Genomic DNA, 26,666 nt, shown 5'->3' on the forward strand with positions numbered 1-26,666 from the left:
CATGACCGAAATTATCAAAGACGGTATCCGAAACAAGGCCTCCGCGCGAGAGGTCGTGCGCAACCGGCCGCAGCCGCGGTGTCAGTTCAGGCGGGCGCGGTGGTGGGCTTCGGCGATGATGCGGTCGGCGGTCTGGGCGGGGGTGATGGCCGAGGTGTCGATCCACCAGCCGGCGTCGCCGAACTCGCGGTGCATGTCGGCTTCGAGGGCGTCGTACCCGTCGAAGTCGAACCGGTCGTCAGGATCCCTGATCTCGTTGCGATGCCGGCACACCTCGATGCCCGGCGCGAGGACGACGAACAGAAGCTGCCGAGGCGAGAGCAGGTCGAGGAAGACGTCGAGCTTCGCGCGGGACGGGATCATCGCGTCGATCAGCGGCGTGAAGCCGGCGTCTGCAAAGTTGCCGGCCAGCGCGCACAGGTTGCGATGCAACAGCTCCACCTGGCGCGCTGCTTCGTCGGCAGGCTCACCCAACGCCCACACGAACCCGTTCACGATCATCTGGTTGACCTCATCGCCACCAAGCCGAGCCGACCGCGGCAGCCGCTCGGCAACCAGCCTGGTCACCGTCGACTTCCCAGCCCCAGGCATGCCCGTCACCAGCAAGCACGCAGGCGCTCCCACACCACGCATGCCCGGCATCGTGCCAAACCGCCCCCACCCGAGCAATCACATTCCGCGTTGTCGGTGGTGGGTGGCAGTGTCGGCACATGGACGGCGACTGGTCGGACGCGCTTCGGGAGCTTGCCGTGCGGATGGCGGGGACCGACGTGGAATGGATGCTGGTCGGCAGCGCGGCGACGGCACTCCACGGCGCAGCCATCGAGCCGGGTGACATCGATGTTGCGGTGTCGACATCCGCTGGCGTCCGTACGGCGGCGACCGTGCTTCCAAGCCGGACGGATCGATCGAGCCCAACTGATGCCCTCTGGTTCAGCAGCCTGGACGAACCGACCTTGACGTTCGACGACCCCGGGCGAGCCCGCTGGACATTCGGCCGGTGGACGCTGGCCGGGTTCACGGTCGAGCTGGCGCATATCGATAGTCCGGCGCCGACAGATCTGCTGGTCGAAACCCCCGCCGGAGCAGTGTGGAGCGAGCGGTCAGTCCTCGACTGGAACGGGACACAGATCCCCGTCGTACCCGTTGAAGTTCAGCTCGCGACCATGATCTTCCGCGACCAGCCCGACAGATTGCGGGCGACTCTCACGGCCGTCGACCCGGCATCGCTGGACGTCGGTCTGCTCCGTCGAGCACTTGCAGGTCGAGAGGCAGGAGGCGCAGCCCTGCACGTTCCGGACGTACTGCGTGAGCGACTCACGTCGACTGAACACCGAGCGGAGCGGGGGCGTGGTCGTCGGGGCCGATGAGGGAGGTGGAGAGGGACTGGAGGACGGTGTCGAGGCTGTCGCGGAGGCGGTCGGCGGACAGTTGGGCGGCCTGGCGTTCGTTGCCGGATTCGATCGCGCGGGCGATCGCGACGTGCTGCTCTGCGGAGACGCGTAGACGGTCGAGCCGATGCCGGGACAGGCGGCGTAGGCGGTGCAGGTGGATGCGGAGTTGGGTCAGCATCTCCGTGATGTAGGCGTTGTTCGCAGCACGATCCACGGCCTGGTCGAACTCCGCCGACAGCGCGTAGATCTCATCGGCGTCCACAGTCTTGCGCCGGGCGGCCTTGTCGTAGCGGGCAGCGAGGTCTCCGAACTCAGCACGATCGACCGCGTGCGCAGCAAGGCGCATCGCGTAGACCTCCAACGCCTCCCGGGCCTGGAAGAGCGCGGTGACTCCGTCCACCGACACGGGCGCGACGACGAACCCCCGGCCGGCGGGCTGGGCGAGGCCTTCGCGGTGCAGACGTCGGAGCGCCTGCCGGACCGGCGTACGCGACATGCCTAGCCGGGCAGAGGTTTCCACCTCGGCCAGGCTCGTCCCGGGAGCCAGTCGCCACTCTGCGATGTCATCGCGGAGCGCCTCGTAGGCGGTGTCTGCCAGATCACGTTGCTCGGTTCGGTTCACGGTCCTAACCTAGCTTATGTATCCACAATGTATCCAGAAGGAGAGAACATGAACACCCGGCAGGACCGCATCGACCTCTTCGCCAACCTCGCCTCAGCCGAGACGCAGCCGCAGTTCTGGACCCGCGTCGCCGACGACGTCGACTGGACCGTCGAGGGCACGCACCCGCTGGCCGGTCGCTACCTCGGCAAGCAGAAGTTCATCGATGCGACGTTCACTCGGCTGGCCGGCGTACTGCGGGGCGGCGCCAAGCTCCGGGTCGAGAACCTCCTGGTCGACGGCGACACCGTGGTCGCCGAGCTGGCCTCGACTTCGATCAGTAACGAGGGCGCACCGTTCGACAACAAGTACTGCTGGGTCTGCCGCTTCGACGGCGACCTGATCGTCGAGGTCCGCGCCTACCTCGACTCGACGATGGTCATGTACACGGTCCTCCGCAACGAGCTAACTCAGGTGCGCCACGCGCCGGGACGGTGAAGCATCGAGGCATGGTTGAGCGGGCGTTGAGTTTCGGGGCTGCGGCTGCGGCGTACGAGCGGTTCCGGACGGGGTATCCGGACGAGCTCGTGGACAAGGTGGTCGAGTACGCCGGTCGGACGTTGAACACCGCGCTGGAGATCGGGGCGGGGACCGGAAAGGCCACCCGGGTGTTTGCCGCGAGGGGGATCGCGGTGACGGCCACCGAGCCGGATGCGGCAATGCTGGAGGAGTTGCGCAAGCAGGTGCCGTCGAGTGTCACCGCGGTTCAGGGCGCGTTCGAGGATCTCCCGCTGACTTCCACGTTCGATCTGGTCTTCGCAGCAGCGTCACTGCATTGGACCGACCCGACCGATCGCTGGACGCGCGTGGCTGCACTGCTCAACCCTGGCGGGATCTTCGTGTCCTTCAACAGACCTCTGTATCTCGCAGACAAGGACCTCGACGAGGCTGTCCGCGTCGCCAGGTCGGAGTTCCTGGAGGACGACGGCATTCCGCCACCTGATGGCACCTCGGAGGAGTGGCCCGGGACGGAACTGCGTCGCTCGGACCGCTTCACGGACGTACGCCGGACCTCCATCGAACGGCGTACGACGTTGACGGCAGCGGGCTACATCGGGCACCTGTCGACGCTCTCGGCGTACCTGCTGCTCCCCAGCACGACCCGGAAGCAGGTCTTCGAGCGGATCGCCGCGGTGCTCCCGGACAAGGTGACCCTGATCTCCGACCTGACGCTCCACCTGGCGAGACGGTCCTAGACGTCGTACTCGTCCGGCACCCGCATGTTGGGGCCGCCGACCTGCAGGCGAGGGGGCTCGGCGCGCCGGCGGATCTTCAGTCGGCGGCGCGGGCCCAGGCGGCCGACACCCGGGAGATCAAGGCTGGATCGATTTCGGCCGGCGTGGGACTCGGAGCGACGTACTTGCGACTGGTCACGCGTCCGATCAGTGTGACGTCGAGGGTCTCCGGATCATCACTGACCGCGAGATCGATCGTGTGCGTAGCCGGAAGCCCGGCCATCGCCTTGAAGGCCTGAGCGAGGTCCTGGTCGGTGATGTCCTTCGCGATGGTCAGGTTGGCGGACTCCGGTCCGACCTGCACCTGAGTCACGCCGGCGACATCGGCGAGCGCGGCGTGGATCCGGTACTCCGGGCTGGCGTCGAACAGCGAGCCCCGGAAGACCCAGTGGCCCGGTTGCCCGACGTACTTGGACGGTCTCCTGATCAGCTGGATCGACAGGTACGAGTCCCAGATCGTGCGGAGGCTCGCGACGGTGGCGACGTACCCGGCGCGGTCCTTGACGGTGACCGACTCCGGTTTCGGTACGCCGTCGTGGTCGCGGATGTCGATCCGCGTGATGCCGGGGATCTTCACCAGCGGCCCGATCAGCGTCCGGAGCTGCGGCGTGAACGCCTTGGCGAAGATCGCCTGGGGTGCCCGGACGGGTCCCCAGCCGAGCTCGAGCTTCTTGAACTGCTCAGTCGTCACGAGCCTCGGCAGCGCCGCGAGCAGCGCATCCAACTCGATGTCCGCCGCCGCGAAGTAGATGCCGGCCAGCCGGTCCGGCCCCTGGATCCACCCGGTCAGCCCCGGGTACTTCGCCTGAAGGTCGGCGACCTGCTGCGTCGCCACGCGATCGAGCCGGAAACCGATGCCGGGACTGTCGGTCCACTCGACGACGACCTGCCGATCCGTCGACTCGACCCGGTGCGTACGCCGTCCGTCGTCGCTCTGTGCGGCCTGATCGAACCCAACGGCCACCGCAGCCACCGCGGACGCCGGCGCCGTCACGATCAGACCCGACGAGCCGTACGTCGACGCCGTTGCCCGGCCGTCCTTGCGCAGCCAGAGCACTCGCTCCAGATCGGGATCTCGCACCGCCCTCGTCGACGGCGAGAACCGGGCACGGTAGTCGTCGATCGCCAGTTCGATGCTGTTGTAGTAGTCCTCGTCGTGCCCGTCGAACCCACGCTTGACCTCGTCGACCAGCGTGGCGACAGCCTGGTCCGGCAGCCGCTTGGCCAACGTCAGGACGATCAGCTCATCGTTGCCGGCGGCCACGACCTCGGCCTTCTCCACACCGTCCAGACCGCGCAGCCACTCGAGCCGATCGGCCGCTGCCTCCTCAGGAGTCTTGGCGCACGACGTCAGCAGCCCCAGTACGGCGCCGCCGGCCAGGGTCCCGAACGCACGACGGCTGAGACGCATGCCGCGATTCTCTCCGCGGCACGGGTCATTCTCAGTCGCCGTCCCAGGCAGCCAGAACGCGCATGGAACCGCTGGTGACCCGGATCTTGCGGTCGCGGAGGGCGGCCAGACGCTCCACCGGTGGGACCAGGCGGGAGACCGGGTTCAGGAGTTCGCGGACGCGAGTGCCGATGAACGGCAGGGCGTAGTACTGGTACGCGCTGTCGACGTTGCGGACCGTGTAGCCGGTGCGGTTCAGCAGGGTCGTGATGGTCCCCGGGTCGTAGTAGCTGACGTGCTCCGGGATCTTGTAGGAGACCCACCGGGAGCCGGAGACGCGGGACAGGAGGCTCTTGATGTTCGGGGTGACCATGACGACCAGGCCGCCGGGGCGGAGCAGTTTGCCGGCCTGGCGGAGGAAGTCGGCCGGCTCGGTCAGGTGCTCGATCAGGTGCGACCCGAAGATCACGTCGTACTTCTGGTCCTGGATCTCGGGCACTTCCTCGATCAGACCGAGGAACACGCGGTCAGGGTGGCGCTTCGCGGCCCACTCGACGGCCATCGGCGAGAGGTCGATCCCGTACGCGTCGTACCCGGCCTCTTCCGCGGCCTGCAGGAAGTAGCCGTAGCCGCAGCCGACCTCGAGGATCCGGCCGCTCGGGATGAACTCACCGATCCGGCGCACGTCCTCGCGGAACGTCGCCAGGTACTCCTCCTCCTGGTCCTCGTACTCCGAGTAGCCGGTCCCTGCCTCGCCGTCGAAGTACGTGTCGCCCTCGTAGAGGGCTCGCAGGGTCTCGGGCGTCGGCGTGGGCACGAGCTGCACGAGTCCGCAGGCAGGGCACTCCTCGATCCCGTAGCCGCCCTTCTCCCCCCGTCGCCGGAACGGTCCCTTCTCGGCACACAGAATGCAGACGCTCGGTCCGTCGCTCATCAACCAATTTCCCCTTATGTCCCAAAGCCCCGGTGCAGACCGTCGTCACGTCGAGGCTCCGGGGGCCACCAGACCCGTTTCGTACGCGAGTACGACGGCCTGGGCGCGATCGCGGAGTGACAACTTGGCGAAGATCCTGGCGACGTGAGTCTTCACTGTGGCCTCGCTGAGGGTCAACTCGGAGGCGAGCTCGGCGTTGGACAGGCCGTGTCCCATCAGCGTCAGTACCTCGAGCTCCCGTGGCGTCAGCGCGGCCAGGTCGCGATGTACGGCGGGTGGCGTCGACACCGAATCACCGGTCGCGAACCGTTCGACCAGCCGTCGCGTGATCGACGGGGCGAGCAGCGCATCACCGGTGTTGACCAGGCGGACGGCGGCCGCGAGGTGCTCGGGCGTGACGTCCTTCAGCAGGAACCCACTGGCTCCCGCGGCCAGAGCGGCGTACACGTAGCGGTCCAGGTCGAACGTGGTGAGGATCAGCACCCGGCAGTCAGGCGACTCGGCGAGGATGCGCCGGGTCGCCTCCAGACCGTCCATCGACGGCATCCGGATGTCCATCAAGACGACGTCAGGCTGCAGCCGCCGGACCGCGTCGACGGCCTCGCCACCGTCGGCCGCCTCACCGGCGACCTCGATGCCCCGCGCGGTCAGGATCATCCGGAAGCCTGTCCGCACCAGCGCCTGATCGTCCGCGATCACGACCCGCGGCGCGCTCATGGCCGCTCCAACGGGATCTTGGCCCGCACGCGGAACCCACCACCGAGTCGACGCCGAGCATCGAGGTCGCCGCCGTACACCGCCACGCGCTGTCGTAACCCGAGCAGCCCGCGCCCCTCGCCGTCCGGCCTCGGTGGACGTCCGCCGGACAGCACGCTCGGTCCGGAGTTCAGGATCTCGATCCGCAGCGCGTGGTCGGCGTACCGAACCGTCACCTGCGCCTGTACTCCGTCGCCGTGCTTGAGCGCGTTCGTCAGCGCCTCCTGGATGATCCGGTACGCCGTGACGTCGACGCCGGCCGGAAGTGGTCGCGGCTCCCCGGAGATCCGTACCTCGACCGGCAGTCCGGCGAACGCGATCCGGTCGATCAACGGACTGAGCCGGCTCAGACTCGGTTGCGGGGCCAGTGTCTCGTCCGCGCCGTCGGCCGACGGCGCGAGCAGGCCGAGCAGGTGCCGGAGCTCCTTCATCGTGTCGCGCCCGGCCGCCTCGACGGCCAGCAACGCGGCCTCGGCATCGGCCGGTTCGGTCGCGAGCACGTGGCGGGCGGCGCCGGCCTGGATCACCATCACGCTCACGTTGTGGCTGACGATGTCGTGCAGGTCCTGGGCGATCCGGGCCCGTTCGGCGTCGACCGCGTTCCGCGCGGCGGTCTCCCGCTCGCGTTCCAGCAGCCAGCCGCGTTCCTCCAGCGCGCGGGCGTGCGCCCGCTGGGCCCGGATCAGCGCGACCGCCAGCAGTCCGGCGGCGAGCACCGCCACCACCGCAACGATCAACCAGACGATGTCCCACACAAGAACCACTGTCCCAGTGGCGGTCCGGGTTCCGCATCATCCGCACGCGTACATCTGCAGGATGACCCGCCGCGGACGTTACCTCCGCAGGCTGACGCCCGGCGGGCACCGGTGCTCCTAGCGTGAACCCATGACCGATGACGAAGGCAACGGACAGGCGGTCGTACGGCTCACCGCCGTACGCAAGGAGTACGGCGAATCCGTCGCGCTCGACGGGGTTTCGCTAGAGATCCACTCCGGCGAGGCTGTGGCAGTGATGGGCCCGTCCGGCAGCGGCAAGTCCACGCTGCTCAGCATGGTCGCCGGCCTCGACCGTCCGACCTCGGGGACGGTCACGGTGCACGGCGAGGACCTGGGCGCGCTGAACGAGAAGGGCCTCGCGCTCTACCGGCGGCGCCGGATCGGCATGATCTTCCAGTTCTTCAACCTGCTGGACGATCTGTCCGCCCTCGACAACGTCGCGCTGGCCGCGCAGCTGACCGGGACGTCGGCCTCGCAGGCCCGCAAACGAGCCCTCGAACTCTTCGAGGAACTCGGCATCGCCGGTCGCCGCAACACCTATCCCGCCCAGCTCAGTGGTGGCGAGCGGCAACGGGTCGCCGTCGCCAGGGCGCTGATGAACCGTCCCGCCGTCCTGCTCGCCGACGAACCGACCGGCGCACTCGACACCCGCGCCGGCGAGCAGGTGATGGACCTGCTGCTCGACCTCAACCAGATCGGTCAGACCCTGCTGCTGGTCACGCACGACCAGCAACTCGCGACCCGCTGCGCCAGCCGCGTGATCGAGGTCGTCGACGGGCAGATCGCCGGCGAGCGCGCCTTGGAGCGTAGGCCGTGAGCGCCGTCTGGCCGGTGTCGCGAGCCGCAGTACGACGACGGCGGCTGCAGACGATCGTGATCGGTGTCGTTGTCGCATTGTCGACAACGATGATCGTGGTCGCACTCGGACTCCTGGCCGCATCGAGCGGTCCGTTCGACCAGGCGTACAACCGGCAGAGCGGTGCCCACCTGGCCGCGTCGTACGACCGGACCAAGGTCACGGACTCGCAGCTCACCGAAGCGAGCACGTCGGCCGAGGCAGTGGCCGGCCCGTTCGCCACGGCGACAGTGGAGCTTGGCTCGGGGGAGCGTCCCGGTCAGCCCGACTCGCTGGTGACAGTCGGGCGGGCGGATGCCGGTGGGCCGGTCGACCGGCTGAACGTGTGGAAGGGCCGGTGGGCGGACAAGCCCGGCGAGATCGTGCTGAACCGGAACCCGGTCGAGTCGAGCAACGGCCCCGGGGCCATGACTCTCGACTCCAAGCTCGTCATCGCCGACGGTGGACCGACACTGACGGTCGTCGGGTTCGCCTACAGCGTGAGCATGTCGGCCGACGCCTGGGTCGTTCCGGAGCAGATGACGGCGTTGCATCCGACGGCGAGCCAGATGTTGTATCGCTTCGCCGATGCCGCGACGAACGAGCAGATCACCGCCGGCCAGACCGCCGTGACGACCGGACTGCCGTCCGGGGCTCTGCTGGGAACGCAGTCATACCTTGCTTTGAAGGCACTCGCTACCGGTGAGCCGAACACGTTCGTGCCGTTCCTGATGGTGTTCGGTTGGCTCGGGCTGGCGGTGGCCGCGCTGATCGTGGTCAACGTGGTCAGTGGTGCGGTGGTGGCAGGCTTCCGGCACATCGGCGTACTCAAGGCGCTCGGATTCACGCCCACGCAGGTGATGACGGTCTATCTGGCGATGGTCTCGATCCCGGCGATCGTTGGGTGTGCACTAGGGGTCGTCGCGGGCAATCTGCTCGCGGAGTCCTTGCTGACAAGGGCTTTCGAGAACTACGGCGCCGGTGGGGTCGGCGTACCGCTGTGGGTCGACGTGGCTGCGATGGTCGGCGTACCTGTCCTCGTTGCGTTGTCCGCGCTGGTTCCCGCACTGCGTGCTCGCAGCTTGTCGGCCGCGCAGGCGATCAGCGCGGGCAGTGCGCCGCGTGCCGGTCGCGGTCTGCGTGCGCAGCGCTGGCTGAGCGGTACTCGGCTGCCGCGGTCGGTCAGCCTCGGCCTCGGCCTGCCGTTCGCTCGCCCGGCACGCAGTGCGCTGACGCTGGCCGCCGTCGTACTCGGGGTGACGAGCGTGACGCTGGCGGTGGGGCTCGGTACGTCGTTGACCGACTACCAGACAGCCGCCAGTCGCGTTGGTGCGGTCGACCTGACGATGTTCGCGGGCACGGGACCGCAGCCGCCGTCGGAGGACGGGCCGCCGGTCGCGAAGTTGAGCGATCCGGAGGACGAGGCGCTGCTGCGGTCCACGCCCGGAGCGCAGTACGTGACGGCGAGCGGGGACCTCCCGATGCGGCTGGCCGGGACGAGCCAGGACCTCCGAGTGTCCTTCTATCGTGGGGATTTCGAGCACCTTGGCTACCGGCTGCTGGAAGGGCAGTGGTTCGACGGACCGGGCCAGGTGGTCGTGTCCGAGCGGTTCCTGCGGCAGCGGGCGCTTGCGGTCGGCGACACGATCACGCTGAACTCGCAGGGCAAGAGCGTGCAGGTACGGATCGTCGGCAAGGCCCTCTACAACTCCGGCGACGAGGTGCTGTCCAACTGGGCGACACTGCAGCTCGTCGCACCTGGGACGCGGGCCCAGTTGTACGAGGTCCAGCTCCAGCCGGGCACTGACATCGACACCTACGTCAAGGCCGTGCAGGCCGGCGATCCGGGGCTGGAGCAGACGCCAGGTCAGGACGCGGGCACCTTCGTCACGGTCGTCCTGGTGACCGTCATCCTGCTCACCTTGATGCTCGGGACCGTGGCCGCGCTGGGCGTGTTCAACACCGTCGTACTGAACACCCGCGAGCGGCGCCGCGACCTCGGCATGCTCAAGTCGATCGGTATGACGCCGGCCCAGGTGACGCTGATGGTCGTCACCTCGATGGCCGCGCTCGGGGCGATCGGCGGGCTGCTGGGGATCCCGCTCGGAGTTGTCGCTCACCGGCTCGTCGTTCCGGCGATGGCGAACGGCGCGCAGGTCGAGATACCCGATTTCATGCTCGACGTCTATCCGCCGCAGCTCCTGGCGCTGCTGGTCCTGGCCGGCATCGTCATCGCCGGCCTCGGCGCGCTGCTCCCGGCCCGCTCGGCTGCGCGGGCGACGATCGCCGAGGTGCTGCACAACGAGTAACTGTCGGCGGCCGTTGGTAGAAGTCAGGCATGACTGATCGGGCGCGTGTGGTGGTCTCCGTGACGGCGTCGGTGGACGGCCGGGTGACACTCGGGCGCGATCGGCTGCTGCTGTCCGAGGAGGCCGGCCGCGTCTGGCACTCGATGCAGCCGGATGGCGCGGACGCGGTGTATGCGGCGCGGATGGCTCTACTCGAGGAGTTGTACGCGCCGACCGCGATCCTCGAGGGCAGCGGCACCTTCGTCACCGAGGATGCCGGGCCGCTGGAGCTTCCACCGGCAGACGACGACGGGCTGTTCGAGGACTATCTGCCGGCAGAGGTCGTGGACCATCCGGACCACCGGAAGTGGTTCACGGTCGTGGACGGTCGCGGCCGCGTGCACTGGGATCAGAAGGGCGGCGAAGGCATTGATCTCCTGCTCCTCGTCGCCCGCGCGACCCCACCGTCGTACCTGGCCTATCTCCGCCGCGAAACCATCCCCTATCTGGTCGCCGGCAACGACCGCGTCGACCTCGCGCTCGCACTCCACCGCATGCGAGACGTTCTCGGCGTCACCTACGTGATCTCAGAAGCCGGCGGCACCCTGAACGGCGCCCTCCTCCGCGCCAACCTGATCGACGAACTCCACCTCATCCTCCTCCCCACCGCCATCGGCGGCCAAGGAGTCCCCACCATCTTCGACGGCCCCGAACTCACGCTCGACCAATCACCCACCCAACTCCGCCTCATCACCGCCGACCCCAGCCCAGACGGAATTCTCAGCCTGCGTTACGAAATCCTGGGAGACTCTTCGGATGGATGAGGTGGTGCGGGGTAATCGGGTCGTGTGGGAACGGGCTTCGGGCAAGCATGTTCGGGAGTACGACCAACTGTTGACGGAGGCTCGGGATGGGGGGCACTTCTTTCCGCGCGAGAAGGAGTTGCTGGGGCCGTTGCTCGCCGATCAGCCTGTGGTGGTGCACTTTCAGAGTGGGCATGGACTGGACGACGTCGCGTTGGTGAACGGTGGGGCGTCGCGAGTGATCGGGGTGGACTACAGCTCGGTCGCGGCGGGGGCGGCTCAGCGGCGGGCGGTCGAGCTGGGGGTTGCCTGCCGGTACGTCGTCGCCGAGGTTCCCGGCGTACCGGTGAAGGACGGGTCGGTCGATCTCGTCTACACGGGCAAGGGTGCGTTGATCTGGATGCGCGACATCGGTGCCTGGGCGCGGGATGTGGCTCGGGTGCTGCGGCCGGGCGGGAGCCTGTTCGTGTACGAGGCGCACCCGACGGTTCCACTGTGGACCTGGGACGAGGACGAGCCGCGGATCCGGCCGGACCGCAGCTACTTCGCCGAGACGAACGTCAACGACACGTTCCCCGGCAACGGCGCCCGCGAATGGCAGTGGAACCTCGGCCACATCGTCACCGCGATCACTGCGGCCGACCTGCGCCTCGACGTACTCGAGGAGTACGCCGAACCGTTCTGGCGACCCTCCGACGGCACCCAGGCGGCCGCCTGGTCCGGCCGGCTCCCGAACTCGTACGCCCTACTGGCTCACCGCCCCGCCTGACTTCCGCCCCTGGATCACGAGGTACTCGGACGGCAGTACGACGCCAGTCCCGCTCGGACTGCCGTCCCGGGTGAACAGGTCGATCAGGTCGTTGCGAAGAGCCGGCCATCGATCACCCAATGCCTGCCGCGCCAGCATGACCGGGCCGAACTTCGTCCCGTAGCAATCAGCCGCGGCCTCCGGCGAATCGTGATGGAGCCCGGCGAGCTCACGGCTGAGCTCGAGCTCGATCCCGGTGCCCTCGAACAGCTCCCGGACGTGGTCCTCATCGCCCCAGGCCAGTGGCGGATCGACGAACTCCGGCGCTGGTGGGACATACCCACCGACCATCCGGAAGAACTCGCCGATCGACCCTTCCGGCGTCCAGGCACACAGTCCGATCCGGCCGCCCGGCCGAAGAACCCGGGCGATCTCGTCGGCGACGACCTCGTGCCGAGGCGCGAACATGCACCCGAACGTGGACAGTACGACGTCGAAATGCTCATCCGGGAAGGGCAGATCCTCGGCATCCCCTTCGACCCATTCGATCTCGCGATCCCCGGCACGTTCGCGCGCGATCGCGAGCATCGCGGGAGTCAGATCCAGCCCGGTGACCCGCGCTCCCGCCGCCGCGGCCGGAACCGTCGCGTTCCCGGTCCCACAGGCCACGTCCAGGACATCCTCACCAGGCTGAACGGCGACGGTCCGCACCAGGCGCGCTCCTGCCTCGTACAGCCCTTCTTCCCGCAGCATCGCGTCATAGTCCCCGGTGGACCAGATGTCCCGCACCGATTCCTTGTACTGCGTCAGTAGCTCCATGATCAGCAGCATCGACCAGCCGATGCCCCGGGCGCTTCACCTGTTCAGGCCATCTACAGCAGACCCAGCTGGGTCGCTCGGGACACGGCCGCCGCGCGGGTCGAGCAGTCCAGCCGGGTGTAGATGTTCGCCACGTGCCGGTGCACGGTGTGTTCGCTGATCACCAGGCGGCCGGCGATCTCCCGATCCCCGAGGCCGCCCGCGATCAGGCGCAGTACCTCGACCTGCCGGAGACTCAGCACCGTTTCCTGCAGACCGAGTGAGGTCAGCAACTCGGCCTGGTCCCGCCTCGGTACGGCGACCGCTTCAAGCGCCGTACGAGCCTCTCGACGAGCAGCATCGGTGCGGCCGAGGGCCAGCAGACTCCGCGCGAGCTCCAACCGGGCATGCCCTGCCTCGAAGGGAGCCATCCCGTCGAACAGGTCGACCGCATCCTCGAAGCAGCGGCACGCCTTCGTGTGATCGCCGGCCGCGGCCGCCAGAAGACCCTCGCCGAACCGTGCCGCCGCACGCAACGGCGGCGTCGCCACTGTCGCGGCGATCGCGCCGAACTCGGCCAAGTGGATCGCCGCGGACTCGTTGTCACCCAAGGCCGTCTCGGCCCGGACGAGAAGCTCGAGCGGCCAGGCACGAGCAACCGATCCCGCCGGAATCCGCCGCAGCATCCGGTGCAGCACGTCCCGCGCGCCGGCCGGGTCGTCCCGATCGAGGCAGAGCTCAGCCACGCCACGACGGGCGAGCGGATGCGACGCCACCTCGTCGAACAACGCTGCTGCCTCAGCCGTCCGCCCTTGCCGGCGTCGCAGCTCGGCCAGGCGTACGACGGCCTCGGCCCGCCAGAACGGGCGTTTCGCGGTGAGGTCTTCGCGAGCACCGATCAGCTCCAGCTCCGCCTCGCTCCATCGACCGTGCCAGCTGAGGATCGCCGCGTAGTGCGCCCGGCAGACACCGGTGACGAACCGGGCCTCCATCCGCCGGCTGAACTCCTCGATCTGCCGGCACCACTGGGCACCGCGCTCGTAGTCGCGGATCTCCTCGCAGGCGGACATCAGCCGGCAACACGTCCACGCGGCCGGCGCGAGATTCTCGTACTCTCCGCCGAGCGCGGCCGCCGTCGCCTCGTCGAGACACCGCATCCCCTGCTCGACGGCCCCGTCCTCCACCAGCGCAAGCCCCTCGGTGGCCAGGCTGAACATCTCCAGATCCACCGCGCGATGCCTCCGGCCGAGCTCGCGTGCTTCACCAGCGAGTTCACGCGCGCGCTCGGTGTCGTGGCGCCCGAGCGCGGCGTGTGCGTCGAACACCCGGAGCCAGCCAAGCTCCGGACAGGACTCCAGCTCGTCGAGTAGCCGCGCGGCCCGGTTGAACCATCCCTCGGCAACCGCCCCTGCCCCGTAGAACTCGTTGTGGTCATCGCCCAGCCACAACGCCATCCTGGCCGCACCCCGCGCATCACCTGCCTGGCGGTACAGCCGGTACGCCTGCTCCCGCGCATCCAGGCAAGCCGCCGCGTCCTCGAGCCACCAGGTAGCCCAGCTCAGTCCTTCAAAGGCTTCCGGGGTCGCCGCGGACTCGAGAGCTTCTTCGAACCGCGCACGGGCGACCGGCCAGGCACCCTGCGAAAGGGCAGCCCGACCGGCCTCCACGGCCTCGGCGTACATGAGGACCTCCTATCCCGCTGCCACCCGGCAACGCAAGAGGCGAGCCTCAGAGGTACGGCAGGAGAAGGGTGAATGCTAGACAATGTCTACGTGACTGATGTCCCGTTGCGTGATCGGCTCGTCCAGGCCGGCGTCGAGTTGCTCGAGGAAGACGGCCTGGCGAACCTTTCGTTGCGCGCCATCACCCGGCGTACGGGCGTCTCGCACGGCGCCCCTCGGCGCTACTTCCCCACCCACAACTCACTGCTCGCGGCCATCGCCGCCACCGGCCTGACCGACCTCGCGAGTCGTCTCCAAACCGCCGGCGTACGCCGTGAGTCCCCTGAGGAGCTGTTGGTCGCCGCAGCCGGCCGCTACCTGGAGTTCGCCGCCGAGCGGCCTGGCATGTTCGACCTGCTGTTCAGGCACGACCTGCTGGAAGGCGCCGGCGGGAATCTCCGCCAGCAATCACTCCCGCTCTTCCAAGTCTTCATCGACCTGGTCGGTCAGGTTCATCCCGACGATGCCCGCGACCGCGCCATCGCCCTCTGGACAAACATCCACGGCCTCGCAACCCTCCGAGCCACTCGAGCCCTGGACCTCCTCGCCACCACCGACCTCACCCCGATGTTGCGCCACGTGGTCCACGTTCACCTCGGCTGACAGACCGCTACCAGGCCAGCAGATGGTGGTCGAGAAGGTGCTGATGTCCATCATTCTCCGTCACGGTTCTCACTTAATGTCACTGCGGTAACGCGGGAGGTGACATTTCGTGGGAATTTAGCAGAGACCTACAGAAATCGTGCGGGGAGTCCACGAAAAAACCGCACGAATGATGTAACGGCGGCCACACTGTGCCGATAAACGGGTGAGCGACCTGGTGGGGGGCCACTTGGGGGAAGCTCCGGTGTTTCTTCGGGACCACCGCATGTGTTGGGGGGCCTCGCAGGTGCTCACCCGGGGCGGGGTGAGCACCTGTTCGAGGACCAGGGCTTCTAGCCCTTGATGCCCACGTTCGCCATTCCTTCGACGAACCGTTTCTGGGCGAAGACGAACAGCACGATCATCGGCAGCGTCGCGAGCGCCGTGCCTGCCATCAGGTACGGCCACTGGATCTCGGCCGGGTTCTGCGAGAAGATCGCCAGCCCCAGTTGCAGCGGGCGCATCGTGTCCGACGTGGTGATCATCAGCGGCCAGAGGAAACCGTTCCAGGCCGCCTCGATCTGGAACACGCAGATCGTGATCAGGGCCGGCTTGATCAGCGGCGTCATGATCCGCCAGAAGATGCCGAACTCACCGAGCCCGTCCACCCGGGCCGCTTGGGCCAGTTCGTCCGGCAGCGAGACGTAGAACTGCCGGGCCAGGAACGTGAACAGCGGCGCCGCGCCGAGCGGGATGATCAGGCCCCACCACGAGTTCAGCCAGCCGATGCCGCCCTGGCCGAGGATGTTGTTCCCGCCGAACAGCGGGATCGACTTCACGATCAGGAACAGCGGCACCAGGATGATCTGGAACGGCACGAGCAGCAGCAGGATGAAGTAGTTCAGCAGCATCTTGCCGCCGCGCAGCGGCATCTTGGCCAGCGCGTAGCCGGCCGTCGTACACACCGCGAGGGTGAAGGCGGTCTCGCCGACCGCGATGAACAGGCTGTTGCGGAAGTAGCGCAGGAACGGCGCGGTCTGCATGGCCTCGGAGAAGTTGCGCCAGCGCAGCTCCCCCGGCAACCAGGAGAACTTCATGATCTCCAGGTCGCTCTTGAACGCGGTCAGCACCATCCAGACGAACGGCGTGATCATCAGGATCGCGCCGACGACGAGTACGACGTACAACACGATCCGGCCCGGCCGGACCCCCGATGGCTTGGTCGACGGCTTGGCGGATCCGACCGCCGGCAAGGTAGCGCTAGTCATTGGCATCCGCCTTCTGGAGGAAGCGCCCGACGCCGATGAAGAGCGCGATCACGATCATCATGATCACGGTCTCGGCGGACGCGTAGCCGAGTTTCAGGTCCTGGAAAGCGTTCTGGTAGATGTCCAGCACCAGCACGCGGGTCTCACTGCCGGGCCCGCCGCGGGTCATCACGTAGACCAGGTCGAACACCTGGAAGGTGCCGACGATCGACGTGATCAGCACGAAGAACTGCACCGGCCCCAGCGCCGGCCAGGTCACGTTCCGGAACCGCTGCCAGCGGTTCGCGCCGTCCAGGTCGGCCGACTCCAGCAGATCGCGGGAGACGCCCTGCAGCGCGGCCAGGTAGATGATGATCTTGGTCCCGAGCCCCTGCCAGATCCCGACCACCATCAGCGACGGCAGCGCGGTCGCCGGGTCGGCCAGCCAGCGGTTCGGTGCGAACCCGAACAGACTGAGGAACCCGTTCGCCAGACCGGAGCCCGGGTTGTAGATCCACAGCCAGATGGTCGCGATGGCGACCGTGGCGGTCACCGTCGGGATGTAGAACGCGGTCCGGAAGAACCCGATCCCCCGGATCTTCTGGTTCAGCCCGACCGCGACGGCCAGCGAGATCGCCATCGAGATCGGGATCACCACGATCGCGTAGAGGACCGTGTGCCACAGCGACGCCAGGAAGTCGACGTCGCGGAACAGGTCGGCGTAGTTGCCGAACCCGACCCACGACCAGGTGTCACCGAAGCTGTAGTCGGTCAGGCTCAGCACCAGGACGGCGACGACCGGGATGACGATGAAGATGCCGGAGTGCAGCAGCGCCGGCGTCAGCAGGGCCCATCCGGTCCGGACCTGACTGCGGAGCAGCGTGCGGCTGTCCTTGGACGGGGTGACCTTGCGCGGAGTGTCCAGTGCTGGACGTTCAAGAGTTGTGCTCATCGTGACTGTCCTGCCAGGTTGTGCAGCACCTTCGCGGGATCCTTCTGTCCGAGGACCGCCTGGGTGAGCTGGATGTCGAAGTTGCCGCGCATCTCGAGCCAGTTCGACGGCACCTCGTTCTCGTTCGCCGCGTACACCAGTCCGTCGGCGACGAACTTGCTCAACGGGTTCGACTTGGCCTGCGGCGAGTTGCCGGCGTCCTTGTAGGCCGGGATCTTCTTGTTCAGCTTGGCCAGCGCGTCCAGAGTGGTCGGCTTGGTCAGCGACTGGATGAACGCCCAGGCCGCGTCCTTGTGCCGGCTGCGGGATCCGATCGAGGCCAGGTCGCCGCCGACGTACTCGATCTCCTTGCCACTGTTGAAGCGGAAGAACTTCAGGTCGTCGCAGTTCTTCTGACCGATGCCCTTGTCGGAGCAATCGACGGCCGCGCCGACGATGCCCATCGCGGCCTCACCGGAGTACACCAGCGGCTGCTGGGCCGCGTTCGTCTGGCCGTACGGCTGGACGTTGTTGATCATCGACTTGATCCAGTTCAGCGTGTCCAGCCCGGCCTGGCTGTCGAAGGTCGGCTGACCCTTGACGTACAGCTGCGTGCCGGTCGAGGTCAGGAACGTCGTGAACGACTGCCGGAAGCCGGTCGCGGAGGCCAGGTCGAAACCGCTGCGGGTGATGTTGCCGTCCTTGTCCCGCTTGGTCAGCTTCTCGGCCGCGGCCTTGAGCTCGGTCAGCGACGTCGGCGGCTTGTCCGGGTCCAGACCGGCCTCGCGGAACGCGCTCTTGCGCAGGGCGACCGCGCGGGCGTCGGCGACCAGCGGGTACGCGTACAGCTTGCCGTCGTACGTCGCCGCCGGGATCAGCGCCGCGACGCTCTTCTCCTTGATCACGTCCGGCGTGACGCCGTAGTTGCCGAGATCGTCGAAGATCCGCTTCGAGGCGAACGGCTGGATCCAGCCGACGCCGGTGACCATCACGTCGTACGGGATGCCGGCCGCGATCGACGTGGACAGCTTCTCGTTCAGGTTGTTGTACGTCGCGAAGTCCGGCTCGACCTTCATCTTCGGATAGGCCTGGTGGAAATCGTCGACGACCTTCTGGAACTCCTCCCGGCCCTTGGTACTGGGCGGGAAGGACGGAAGCAGAATCCGCAGGGTGCCGGTGGCCTCGGCCGGAGGGACCCCGTCCGTGCTTTTGTCGATCACCCCGTTGCCACAACTGCTGACCACGACGCTGAGCGCCGCCGCCAGCAAGGTCAGTCCCACACCACGTCTCACAGGGGAACTCCTTCGCTGCCGAACCTGTTTCGGGCGGGTCCGGGGGGCCGGGCCAGCACCAGGTGCAGCGAAAGTATGGGAAAGGGCTTTCCTCGTCAATACCCTGACGCTCGAATGATCACATTCGATCAAATCCGGAACCGGACCGATCAGTGCAGGGCCGGTTGAAGCGCTCCACAGGAGGATCGGATGCGGAGTTCCGGGAGCAGACTGAGGTGCTGGACCGCGACCGGACGGGGCGCGCCGGCCTCGAGGCGGCGGAGCAGCAGCTCGCAGGCGGTGCCGCCCAGGATGAACTTGGCCGGGCTGACAGCGGTCAGCGGTACAACGGCCAGCGCGGCGGTCACGTCGTTGTACGCGATCACGGCCAGATCCTCCGGAACCCGCAGCCCGAGCTCCATCGCCCGCTCGACCAGCCGCGCGGCATGCTCGTCGGAGTGGATCAGGACCGCGCGGGTGCCGAACGACTCGCACTCGGCCAGGAACGCGTCGAGCTGCGCGAGCGTGGCCGGATCCTTCCCCTCCATCGGCAGGTCGACCGGCGACAGGAACAGCTCCACACCCAGCGTCGATGCGGCCGCCTCGATCCCGCGCCGCAGCCAGTACGCCGTCACCGTCGCCTGCAGGTTGACCGCGATCCGCCGGTGCCCGAGGGCGGCGAAGTGACGCAGCGCCAGCATCGCGCCGTACTCGTGGTCGGTCCGGACGTGGTCGTACTCGCGCGCCACCTGCGGGAATCCGAACGCCCGCTCCATCAGCACCAGCGGTACTTCGATGTCGTCCAGGCGGGAGCCGACCTTGTCGGCGTCCGCGTCGCCGAGCGCGGTGCTGAGCAGCAGACCGGTCACCCCTGCCCCCAGCACCTTGTCGATCCGCTCCTGCTCGATCGTCGCGTCGTAGCTCGATACCCCGAGCACCAGGCGGGCGCCATGCCGGTCCGCCATCGCCTGCGCGCCGCGGATCACGTCGGAGTAGTACGTCGCGGCACTCGGTACGACGATTCCGATCGTGGGCCGGCCGCCGGCGGTGTGGTCGGCCGAGGTGATGCCGAGAGCGCCGCCGTGGACCCGGCGGAGGAGTCCGGCCGAATCCAGTTCGGCGAGATCCCGGCGTACTGTGATCGCGGAGACGCCGAGCTCGGCGACCAGCTCGGCCACCCGGAGCCGGCCGTGCCGGCGCAGGCTCCGCAGGATCAGCTCGTGGCGCTCCGGTGCAAGCATGCGGTCCCCTGTGCTGTGGCCCAGTCTGGCGCAGTATGTGGCGCGTGATTGTTCGTGATCATACGATCAGGCACGCTCACACGGAACGAGGAGGCAATCGGTGGAAGGCGCCGGCCGGACCAGCACTGTGCTGTCCAAGTTGTCGATCATCGGCGATCTGCTGATGCTGCAACTGGTCTTCCTGGTGCTCTCGTTCGGCATCGTCACGCTGTTCCCGGCGGCGTTCGCGCTGCAGCGGGTGCTGCCGGACGCGATCAGTCAGGACCGGCCGTCGCTGCTGCGGCGGTTCTTCAAGGAGTTCGGCTGGGCGTTCCGGCGGTTCTGGCTGACCGGGATCGGGCTCTACCTCGGCGGGTTGATGCTCGCCTTCGGGATCGCGTTCTGGGCGTACTCCGGCGGCGGGGCGCGGGTTTTCGCGCTCGCGATCCTGATCCCGCTGACCGGGATGATCCTCGGGCTCTACCTGAGCGCGCTCGCGCTGCTGCCCGAGGCGGACGACGACACGACCATGAAGACGCTGTTCCGGTCGGCGAACCTCTTCCTGCTCCGCCGCTCACTCCCGGTGGCCGGCGGCGTGATCGTCCTGCTCACCTGGTTCGCGCTCGCGTCCCAGCTCCCGACACTGCTGGTGGTCGGTTCCGGCCTGGTTCCGGCCCTGGTCGGGTACTGGTTGTCCCGGGTAGGTCGCACGGGCTCGAAAAAAGATTCTGAGGACGTGTCAATCTGAGCCCTCCTGGTCCGACGTAAGGGTGTAAAGGCCCTCACAAGGACTCAAGGAGACCCCAAGATGTACGCGACGACCGAAACCCTGGCGACTTCGCCGGCCGCGCAGGGCGGCCGCTCGCGCTGGCTGGCCCTGTACACGCTGTGCGCGGGCATGTTGATGATCGTGCTCGACGTCACCGTGGTGAACGTGGCCCTGCCGGCCATCCAGGACGACCTCGGCTTCACCAGTTCCTCGCTGGCGTGGGTGGTGAACGCCTACCTGATCGCATTCGGCGGCCTGCTCCTGCTGGCCGGCCGGCTCGGCGACCTGCTCGGCCGCCGCAACATCTTCACCGCCGGCCTGGTCATCTTCACCGCCGCCTCGGTGCTGTGCGGACTGGCCCAGTCCCAGGAGGTGCTCGTCATCGCCCGGTTCGTCCAGGGTGTCGGCGGCGCACTGACCTCCGCGGTGATCCTGGGCATGATCGTGACCCTGTTCCCCGAGCCGCGGGACCAGGCCAAGGCGATCGGCGTCTACGCCTTCGTCGCGTCGGCCGGTGGCTCGATCGGTCTGCTGGCCGGTGGCGTGCTGACCCAGGCGATCAACTGGCACTGGATCTTCTTCGTCAACCTGCCGATCGGCGCGCTGACCGCCGTACTGGCCGTCAAGCTGATCGACAAGGACAAGGGCCTCGGCCTGGGCCGCGGCACCGACGTACCGGGCGCCGTCCTGATCACCGCCGCGCTGATGGTCGGCGTGTTCACCATCGTCAAGCCGGCCGCCGAGCTGGGCTGGACCGCACCGCGGACCGTCGTACTGGGCCTGGTGACGCTGACCCTGCTGGCCGCTTTCATCGTCCGTGAGGCGACCGCCGCGAACCCGCTGGTGCCGCTGCGGATCTTCCGCTCCCGCAACCTGACCGGTGCGAACCTGGTCCAGGCGCTGTCCAGTTCGGGCATGTTCGGCATCTTCTTCCTCGGCTCGCTCTACCTGCAGCGGGTGCTCGGGTACTCCGCTCTGGAGATCGGACTGGCGTTCCTGCCGACCACTGTGGTGATGGGGCTGCTGTCGGTGAGGTACTCCGAGAAGCTGGTCATGCGATTCGGCCCCCGTCGTCCGCTGATCGCCGGACTGACGCTGATCGTGGTCGGACTGCTGCTCTTCACGCAGGCTCCGGTCGGTGGCAACTACTTCGTCCACGTGCTGCCGGTGCTGGTGCTGCTGGGCCTGGGTGGCGGTGTCTGCTTCCCGGCTCTGATGGGGCTGTCGATGGCTGACGTGAAGCCTGAGGACGCGGGTCTGGCCTCCGGTCTGATCGGTACCACCGCCGAGGTTGGCGCCGCCCTGGGCCTGGCCGTCCTGGCCACGCTGTCCGCAACCCGCACCGAGGCGGTCGCTTCGACCAAGCCGGCGCTGGAGGCTCTGACCGACGGCTACCACCTGTCGTTCGCCATCGCCGCCGCGATCGTCGCCGCTGCCGTGGCCATCGCCTACACCCTGATGCGCCCCGCCAAGCAGGCCGAGGAGACCGAGACCGAGACTGACGACCTGGTCCTCGACGCCGCCTGACAACGTACGCCGAACTCCCCGCGACCACCCCGGCCGCGGGGAGTTCGCCGTACCTGGGCCTCGGGTTTGTCCACAGGGGGTGGGACGGGGGTTTCGGGGTGGGGGGTGGGATGGGGAAGGATATGGGCCGACGGGGCGGTGCATGCTCGTCGGTCAGTTGATCGGTAGAGGGGAATCGGACAGTGGTCGTGCAGTCGGTCGAGCAGCGGATCGCCGGGGAACTGGAGGTCGGCGAGAACCAGGTGCGGGCAGCGGTGACGCTGCTGGACGAAGGGTCGACGGTCCCGTTCATCGCGCGGTACCGCAAAGAGGTCACCGGGATGCTCGACGACGCGCAGTTGCGCACGATCGAGGAACGCCTGCGCTACCTGCGTGAGCTGGAGGAACGCCGCCGGACGGTGCTCGAGTCGATCGAGAGCCAGGGCAAGCTCGACGACGCGCTGAAGGCCTCGATCCTCGCGGCCGACACCAAGTCCCGGCTCGAGGACATCTACCTGCCGTTCAAGCCGAAACGGCGGACCAAGGCGATGATCGCCCGGGAGAACGGTCTCGAGCCGCTCGCGGATGGTCTGATGGCCGACCCGGACGTCGAGCCGTTCGCCGCGGCCGCCGTGTTCGTCAACGCGGAGGTCCCGGACCCGCAGGCGGCGCTGGACGGTGCCCGCGCGATCCTGGTCGAGCGGTTCGCCGAGGACGCCGACCTGATCGGCGAGCTGCGTGAGCGGCTGTGGACGCAGGGCCGGCTCGCGTCGGCGGTGCGCGAGGGCAAGGAGACCGACGGCGCGAAGTTCTCCGACTACTTCGACTTCGACGAGCCGTTCACGAAGATGCCGTCACACCGGATCCTCGCGATGTTCCGCGGCGAGAAGGAAGACGTACTGACGCTGACGGTCGAGCCGTTGCCCGCCGGTGTCGAGGCCGACGGCCCGACCGAGTACGAGACCACCGTCGCCCGCAAGGTCGGCGTGGAGAACCAGGGCCGCCCGGCCGACAAGTGGCTGGTCGAGACGGTCCGCTGGGCCTGGCGGACGAAGATCCTGGTCCACCTCGGCATCGACCTGCGGATGCGGCTGCGGCAGCTCGCCGAGGACGAGGCGATCCGGGTGTTCGCGGCCAACCTGCGTGACCTGCTGCTGGCCGCTCCGGCCGGCACCCGCGCGACGATGGGCCTGGACCCGGGCTTCCGGACCGGCGTGAAGGTCGCCGTCGTCGACGCCACCGGCAAGGTGGTCAACACCGGCGTCATCTACCCGCACGTCCCGCAGAACCAGTGGGACAAGTCGATCGCGACGCTGGCCGCGCTGGCCGCCGCGCACAACGTCGAGCTGATTGCCATCGGCAACGGTACGGCGTCGCGCGAGACCGACAAGCTGGCCGCGGAGCTGATCACGAAGCACCCCGAGCTCAAGCTCACCAAGGCGGTCGTGTCGGAGGCCGGCGCGTCGGTGTACTCGGCGTCGGCGTTCGCCTCCCAGGAACTGCCTGGGATGGACGTGTCGCTGCGCGGCGCGGTCTCGATCGCGCGGCGGCTGCAGGACCCGTTGGCCGAGTTGGTGAAGATCGATCCGAAGTCGATCGGCGTCGGCCAGTACCAGCACGACCTGGCCGAGAACTCGTTGTCCCGTTCGCTCGACGCGGTGGTCGAGGACTGTGTGAACGCGGTCGGCGTCGACCTCAACACCGCGTCGGCGCCGCTGCTGACCCGCGTCTCCGGCATCACTCCTGGGCTGGCCGACAACATCGTCTTGCATCGCGATCAGAACGGGCCGTTCACGTCCCGGACGGCGCTGAAGGAGGTGCCGCGGCTCGGGCCGAAGGCGTTCGAGCAGGCGGCCGGATTCCTCCGGATCCCCGACGGCGACGACCCGCTGGACGCATCCAGCGTGCACCCCGAGGCCTACCCCGTCGTACGGCGGATCCTGGACGCGACCGGGGCGGACATGAAGTCGCTGATCGGGTCGTCGGAGTTGAAGCGGCTGAAGGCGGCGGACTTCGTCGACGACATGTTCGGGCTGCCGACGGTGACGGACATCCTGGCCGAACTGGAGAAGCCCGGGCGGGATCCGCGGCCGGCGTTCAAGACCGCGGTGTTCGCCGAGGGCGTCGACAAGATCGCCGACCTGAAGCCGGGGATGCGGCTGGAGGGCCAGGTCACCAACGTGGCCGCGTTCGGTGCGTTCATCGACATCGGCGTACATCAGGACGGGCTCGCCCATGTGTCCGCGCTGTCGAAGAACTATGTCAAGGACCCGCGCGAGGTGGTCAAGCCCGGCGACATCGTGACCGTGAAGGTCCTCGAGGTCGACATTCCCCGCAAGCGGATCTCCCTGACGCTCCGCCTCGACGACGAGGTCGGCAGCGGCCCGCGGACGTCCGGCGGCCAGGGCAACCGCGGCGCCGGCGCCAACCAGGGCAACCGCGGTCAAGGTGGACGCGGGCCAGGCGGCCAGGGCGGACGCGGGCCGGGCGGCAGCCAGGGCGGACGTGGGGCCGGCGGCGGCCAGGGCGGACGCGGGGCCGGGGGCCAGGGCGGCGGACGCGGACAGGGTGGACGTGGTCAGGGCGACCGGAACAAGGGTGGTCAGGACCGCGGCGGCTCCAAGGCCGACACGCCGATGGACGAGACGTCCCTCGCTGATGCGTTCCGCAAGGCGGGCTTCACCGTCCGCTGAGCTGCCGATGTCGATGGGTGGCGACCGGTTCCGACGTACCAGCTGACCTACGAGGAGAGCTGATGCGCGAACTGGTTGTCACCCAGAACATCACGGTGGACGGCGTCGTAGAGGCGGGCGACTGGTTCGCCCCCGCTGACGGCGGGGACGAGGTGCTCGCCGTCCTGCGCGACCAGATGGCCCAAGCGGACGGTTTCCTGACCGGCCGAACGACGTTCGAGCAGCTGCGCGGCTTCTGGCCCGTGCAGGTGGACGACACCACCGGAATCACGGAGTACCTGAACACCGTGCAGAAGTACGTCGTCTCGCAGACACTGCAGGAGCCAGGCTGGGAGCCGACCACGATCCTCCGCGGCATCGACGACGTACGCGAACTGAAGCGCACCGAGGGCACGCAGATCGTCTGCACCGGCAGCATCACCCTCGTGCACGCGCTGATCACGGCGAACCTGGTCGACGAGTACCGCCTGTTCGTCTATCCCACGGTCGTCGGCACCGGGCGGCGACTGTTCCCGGACGGCACCACTCGACCGCTTCGGCTGACTGCCTGCACATCCTTCGGCAACGGCGTCGCGCAGATGATCTACCGTCGTACGGAGTGATCACAGCCTTTTCACGAGAACCGAAAGGTCGATGCCGTCGGCCCCTTTCTGCCTAGGGTCGACGACATGACCAGAGCCAAGAGAAGACTGATCATGACCGGAATGGCCGCGGTTGCAGCGGCCGGCTTCTTCGTGAGCGCTCCGCTGACCGCATCCGCGGGACCGACGAACGAGACCTTCAGTACCTACGGCAGGTGCGAGGCACGTGCGGCAGAGATCCGCGACGGCTCCACCGGCGCCTGGTGCGAGTTCGAGGCCAGCGGCTGGCCGCCTCGCTACTACTGGCGGCTGTACATCAGCGGCGCCTAATCGGCGAGCTCGTAGCCGGCCGCCTCTATCGCTGTTCGGATGGCGGTCGGCTGGAGGGCCTGTTCGCTGGTGACCGTGACGGTCTCCGTCGGTAGATCGACCAGCACGGAAACCACGCCAGGCAACGTCTTCAGCTCGTCGGTCACGAAGTTCACACAGTGACCGCAGCTCATCCCGAGCACCCGGAACTCCTGCGTGCTCATCGAGCGGTCACATCCCGGGTCGCTTGCGTCGTACGGCGCATCCGGCCGTCTGGCGCGAGTTCTCCGAACAGGTAGACCTCGGTCGAGATCGTCCGGCCCTGCCGCAGCTGGGCATGGATCGTGAACCGCGCCGCCAGCTGGTCAGCGGTCCGGATCGCCTCGTGGACGTCGTACTCCCAGGTCAGCAGGTTCTTCCGGATCGGGCGCAGGTGCGCAACCAGCCGCTGCCGGTCCAGCGTGACACCGTCGGCGGTCTGCTCCACGTCGGGCGTGTAGTAGCGATCCACCGCCGCCTCCGCGTCACCGCCCGCCACTACCTCGCGCGTGAACGAGTCGAAGAAATCCGCGACGAACTCTCGTGCGCTTAACTCTGACATGCTGTCAAACATAGACGCATCGACTAACCTTGACAAGGTGTCAAACAAAGAGCCGGTGCGACGCAGGCGCCGCGCGGACGCGGATCGGAGCCGGACCGCGATCCTGACGGCCGCCATCATGCTGCTCGACGAGCGGCCCGACGCGGGGATGGAAGCCGTCGCTTCGGCCGCCGGCGTCACCCGGCAGACCGTCTACGCCCACTTCGCGTCCCGCGACGTCCTGCTCGACGCCGTCATCGACGAACTCACCCGGGAGACGATGGCGGCGATCGACGCGCTCGATCTCGGCCACGGACCGGCACTGGACACACTGCTCGACCTGATCGACCTCGGCTGGCGGAGCTTCGAGAAACATCCGTTGCTCCTTCACCTACCGCAGTCCGGCGGCCAGGACGAGCGCCACGATCCGGTGGTGGAACGGCTCGAACGGCTGATCCGCCGCGGTCAGCGCGCCGGCGAGATCACCCGCGACCTGCCGCTCAACTGGCTGGTCGCGGCATTGATCGCCCTCGGCCACACGGCGGGCGAGGCATTAGCCACCAACCGGCTGCCGGCCCGGAAAGCCACCGCCGCCCTCCGAGCCAGCGCCGTACGCCTCCTGCAGCCAGGCTGACGTC

General features: G+C 68.1%; 28 protein-coding genes. 14 read left to right on the top strand and 14 right to left on the bottom strand.

Annotation, left to right across the window (positions count from 1 at the left end; genetic code table 11):
* Positions 1-81 precede the first annotated feature (81 nt).
* Positions 82-642 (bottom strand): AAA family ATPase, encoded by a 561-nt coding sequence (locus AB0I34_RS00005; protein WP_360436740.1) that lies wholly within the window; start codon positions 640-642, stop codon positions 82-84.
* A 68-nt stretch (positions 643-710) separates the two neighbouring features.
* Here AB0I34_RS00005 and AB0I34_RS00010 point away from each other — a divergent pair, with 68 nt between their 5' ends.
* A complete protein-coding gene (locus tag AB0I34_RS00010; RefSeq protein WP_360436743.1) occupies positions 711-1,370 on the top strand; it encodes a hypothetical protein in 660 nt (219 codons plus the stop codon).
* Here AB0I34_RS00010 and AB0I34_RS00015 read toward each other — a convergent pair.
* Positions 1,318-2,016 carry a GntR family transcriptional regulator gene (locus AB0I34_RS00015; RefSeq protein ID WP_360436746.1) on the bottom strand — a complete coding sequence of 233 codons (699 nt, stop codon included), beginning with the start codon at positions 2,014-2,016 and terminating at the stop codon, positions 1,318-1,320. The genes AB0I34_RS00010 and AB0I34_RS00015 overlap by 53 nt on opposite strands.
* Positions 2,017-2,064: 48 nt before the next feature.
* Here AB0I34_RS00015 and AB0I34_RS00020 point away from each other — a divergent pair, with 48 nt between their 5' ends.
* Together AB0I34_RS00020 and AB0I34_RS00025 are read left to right on the top strand one after the other, a co-directional pair.
* Positions 2,065-2,493 carry a nuclear transport factor 2 family protein gene (locus AB0I34_RS00020; protein ID WP_360436749.1) on the top strand — a complete coding sequence of 143 codons (429 nt, stop codon included), beginning with the start codon at positions 2,065-2,067 and terminating at the stop codon, positions 2,491-2,493.
* 11 nt (positions 2,494-2,504) lie between these two features.
* The gene (locus AB0I34_RS00025; protein ID WP_360436752.1) at positions 2,505-3,251 is read left to right on the top strand and encodes a class I SAM-dependent methyltransferase; all 747 of its coding nucleotides are present in this window, start codon (positions 2,505-2,507) and stop codon (positions 3,249-3,251) included.
* A gap of 76 nt (positions 3,252-3,327) precedes the next feature.
* Here the strand turns inward: AB0I34_RS00025 and AB0I34_RS00030 are convergent, their stop codons facing one another.
* Genes AB0I34_RS00030 through AB0I34_RS00045 form a run of 4 tightly spaced genes read right to left on the bottom strand, consistent with a single transcriptional unit; the run spans position 3,328 to position 7,125 of the window.
* Positions 3,328-4,701 carry a hypothetical protein gene (locus AB0I34_RS00030; protein ID WP_360436755.1) on the bottom strand — a complete coding sequence of 458 codons (1,374 nt, stop codon included), beginning with the start codon at positions 4,699-4,701 and terminating at the stop codon, positions 3,328-3,330.
* 31 nt (positions 4,702-4,732) lie between these two features.
* Complete coding sequence (locus tag AB0I34_RS00035; protein ID WP_360436758.1) at positions 4,733-5,614, bottom strand: class I SAM-dependent methyltransferase; 882 nt, start codon at positions 5,612-5,614, stop codon at positions 4,733-4,735.
* Positions 5,615-5,659: 45 nt separating this feature from the next.
* On the bottom strand, positions 5,660-6,331 hold the full coding sequence (locus AB0I34_RS00040; RefSeq protein WP_360436761.1) for a response regulator transcription factor: 672 nt from the start codon (positions 6,329-6,331) through the stop codon (positions 5,660-5,662).
* Complete coding sequence (locus tag AB0I34_RS00045) at positions 6,328-7,125, bottom strand: histidine kinase (protein WP_360436764.1); 798 nt, start codon at positions 7,123-7,125, stop codon at positions 6,328-6,330. Before AB0I34_RS00045 ends, AB0I34_RS00040 begins: the two co-directional genes overlap by 4 nt.
* Before the next feature lie 130 nt (positions 7,126-7,255).
* Between AB0I34_RS00045 and AB0I34_RS00050 the strand changes: the two genes are divergently transcribed.
* The 4 genes from AB0I34_RS00050 to AB0I34_RS00065 are packed head-to-tail and all read left to right on the top strand — an operon-like array spanning position 7,256 to position 11,841.
* Positions 7,256-7,963, top strand: a complete 708-nt coding sequence (locus tag AB0I34_RS00050; RefSeq protein ID WP_360436767.1) for an ABC transporter ATP-binding protein — start codon at positions 7,256-7,258, stop codon at positions 7,961-7,963.
* Positions 7,960-10,290 (top strand): FtsX-like permease family protein, encoded by a 2,331-nt coding sequence (locus tag AB0I34_RS00055; RefSeq protein WP_360436770.1) that lies wholly within the window; start codon positions 7,960-7,962, stop codon positions 10,288-10,290. Before AB0I34_RS00050 ends, AB0I34_RS00055 begins: the two co-directional genes overlap by 4 nt.
* A 29-nt stretch (positions 10,291-10,319) precedes the next feature.
* Entirely contained in the window at positions 10,320-11,093 is a 774-nt protein-coding gene (locus AB0I34_RS00060) for a dihydrofolate reductase family protein (protein ID WP_360436773.1), read from the top strand.
* Positions 11,086-11,841, top strand: a complete 756-nt coding sequence (locus AB0I34_RS00065; protein ID WP_360436776.1) for a class I SAM-dependent methyltransferase — start codon at positions 11,086-11,088, stop codon at positions 11,839-11,841. The genes AB0I34_RS00060 and AB0I34_RS00065 overlap by 8 nt, the downstream gene beginning before the upstream one ends.
* Here the strand turns inward: AB0I34_RS00065 and AB0I34_RS00070 are convergent.
* The gene (locus AB0I34_RS00070; RefSeq protein ID WP_360436779.1) at positions 11,818-12,639 is read right to left on the bottom strand and encodes a class I SAM-dependent methyltransferase; all 822 of its coding nucleotides are present in this window, start codon (positions 12,637-12,639) and stop codon (positions 11,818-11,820) included. The genes AB0I34_RS00065 and AB0I34_RS00070 overlap by 24 nt on opposite strands.
* Before the next feature lie 53 nt (positions 12,640-12,692).
* Positions 12,693-14,300, bottom strand: a complete 1,608-nt coding sequence (locus tag AB0I34_RS00075) for a LuxR C-terminal-related transcriptional regulator (protein ID WP_360436782.1) — start codon at positions 14,298-14,300, stop codon at positions 12,693-12,695.
* A gap of 90 nt (positions 14,301-14,390) precedes the next feature.
* Between AB0I34_RS00075 and AB0I34_RS00080 the strand changes: the two genes are divergently transcribed.
* The gene (locus tag AB0I34_RS00080; protein ID WP_360436785.1) at positions 14,391-14,942 is read left to right on the top strand and encodes a TetR/AcrR family transcriptional regulator; all 552 of its coding nucleotides are present in this window, start codon (positions 14,391-14,393) and stop codon (positions 14,940-14,942) included.
* Between the two features lie 332 nt (positions 14,943-15,274).
* Here AB0I34_RS00080 and AB0I34_RS00085 read toward each other — a convergent pair whose 3' ends face one another.
* The 4 genes from AB0I34_RS00085 to AB0I34_RS00100 form a co-directional block, all read right to left on the bottom strand.
* Complete coding sequence (locus AB0I34_RS00085) at positions 15,275-16,189, bottom strand: carbohydrate ABC transporter permease (RefSeq protein WP_360436788.1); 915 nt, start codon at positions 16,187-16,189, stop codon at positions 15,275-15,277.
* Positions 16,182-17,120, bottom strand: coding sequence for a sugar ABC transporter permease (locus AB0I34_RS00090; protein WP_360436791.1), 939 nt, complete (start codon positions 17,118-17,120; stop codon positions 16,182-16,184). Before AB0I34_RS00090 ends, AB0I34_RS00085 begins: the two co-directional genes overlap by 8 nt.
* On the bottom strand, positions 17,117-18,391 hold the full coding sequence (locus tag AB0I34_RS00095) for an extracellular solute-binding protein (RefSeq protein ID WP_360436793.1): 1,275 nt from the start codon (positions 18,389-18,391) through the stop codon (positions 17,117-17,119). The genes AB0I34_RS00090 and AB0I34_RS00095 overlap by 4 nt, the downstream gene beginning before the upstream one ends.
* 149 nt (positions 18,392-18,540) lie before the next feature.
* The gene (locus tag AB0I34_RS00100; RefSeq protein ID WP_360436796.1) at positions 18,541-19,611 is read right to left on the bottom strand and encodes a LacI family DNA-binding transcriptional regulator; all 1,071 of its coding nucleotides are present in this window, start codon (positions 19,609-19,611) and stop codon (positions 18,541-18,543) included.
* Positions 19,612-19,711: 100 nt separating this feature from the next.
* Between AB0I34_RS00100 and AB0I34_RS00105 the strand changes: the two genes are divergently transcribed.
* The 5 genes from AB0I34_RS00105 to AB0I34_RS00125 all read left to right on the top strand — a co-directional run bounded on the left by AB0I34_RS00105 (position 19,712) and on the right by AB0I34_RS00125 (position 25,469).
* Positions 19,712-20,338: a DUF624 domain-containing protein gene (locus tag AB0I34_RS00105; protein WP_360436799.1), complete on the top strand. Its 627-nt coding sequence runs from the start codon at positions 19,712-19,714 to the stop codon at positions 20,336-20,338.
* Positions 20,339-20,398: 60 nt separating this feature from the next.
* Entirely contained in the window at positions 20,399-21,886 is a 1,488-nt protein-coding gene (locus tag AB0I34_RS00110) for a DHA2 family efflux MFS transporter permease subunit (protein ID WP_360436801.1), read from the top strand.
* A gap of 182 nt (positions 21,887-22,068) precedes the next feature.
* Positions 22,069-24,558, top strand: a complete 2,490-nt coding sequence (locus tag AB0I34_RS00115) for a Tex family protein (RefSeq protein WP_360436804.1) — start codon at positions 22,069-22,071, stop codon at positions 24,556-24,558.
* Positions 24,559-24,620: 62 nt separating this feature from the next.
* Complete coding sequence (locus AB0I34_RS00120; protein ID WP_360436807.1) at positions 24,621-25,160, top strand: dihydrofolate reductase family protein; 540 nt, start codon at positions 24,621-24,623, stop codon at positions 25,158-25,160.
* A gap of 66 nt (positions 25,161-25,226) precedes the next feature.
* Complete coding sequence (locus tag AB0I34_RS00125; protein WP_360436810.1) at positions 25,227-25,469, top strand: hypothetical protein; 243 nt, start codon at positions 25,227-25,229, stop codon at positions 25,467-25,469.
* On the opposite strand, the gene AB0I34_RS00130 is transcribed toward AB0I34_RS00125, so the two are convergent.
* Positions 25,466-25,672, bottom strand: a complete 207-nt coding sequence (locus AB0I34_RS00130) for a heavy metal-associated domain-containing protein (protein WP_360436812.1) — start codon at positions 25,670-25,672, stop codon at positions 25,466-25,468. The genes AB0I34_RS00125 and AB0I34_RS00130 overlap by 4 nt on opposite strands.
* Entirely contained in the window at positions 25,669-26,049 is a 381-nt protein-coding gene (locus tag AB0I34_RS00135) for a nuclear transport factor 2 family protein (RefSeq protein ID WP_360436815.1), read from the bottom strand. Before AB0I34_RS00135 ends, AB0I34_RS00130 begins: the two co-directional genes overlap by 4 nt.
* A gap of 37 nt (positions 26,050-26,086) precedes the next feature.
* On the opposite strand from AB0I34_RS00135, the gene AB0I34_RS00140 reads away from it, so the two are divergent.
* On the top strand, positions 26,087-26,662 hold the full coding sequence (locus tag AB0I34_RS00140; RefSeq protein ID WP_360436817.1) for a TetR/AcrR family transcriptional regulator: 576 nt from the start codon (positions 26,087-26,089) through the stop codon (positions 26,660-26,662).
* The last annotated feature ends 4 nt before the right edge of the window (positions 26,663-26,666 follow it).

It is taken from the genome of Kribbella sp. NPDC050281, assembly GCF_040655855.1.
Taxonomy (GTDB): Bacteria; Actinomycetota; Actinomycetes; order Propionibacteriales; family Kribbellaceae; genus Kribbella.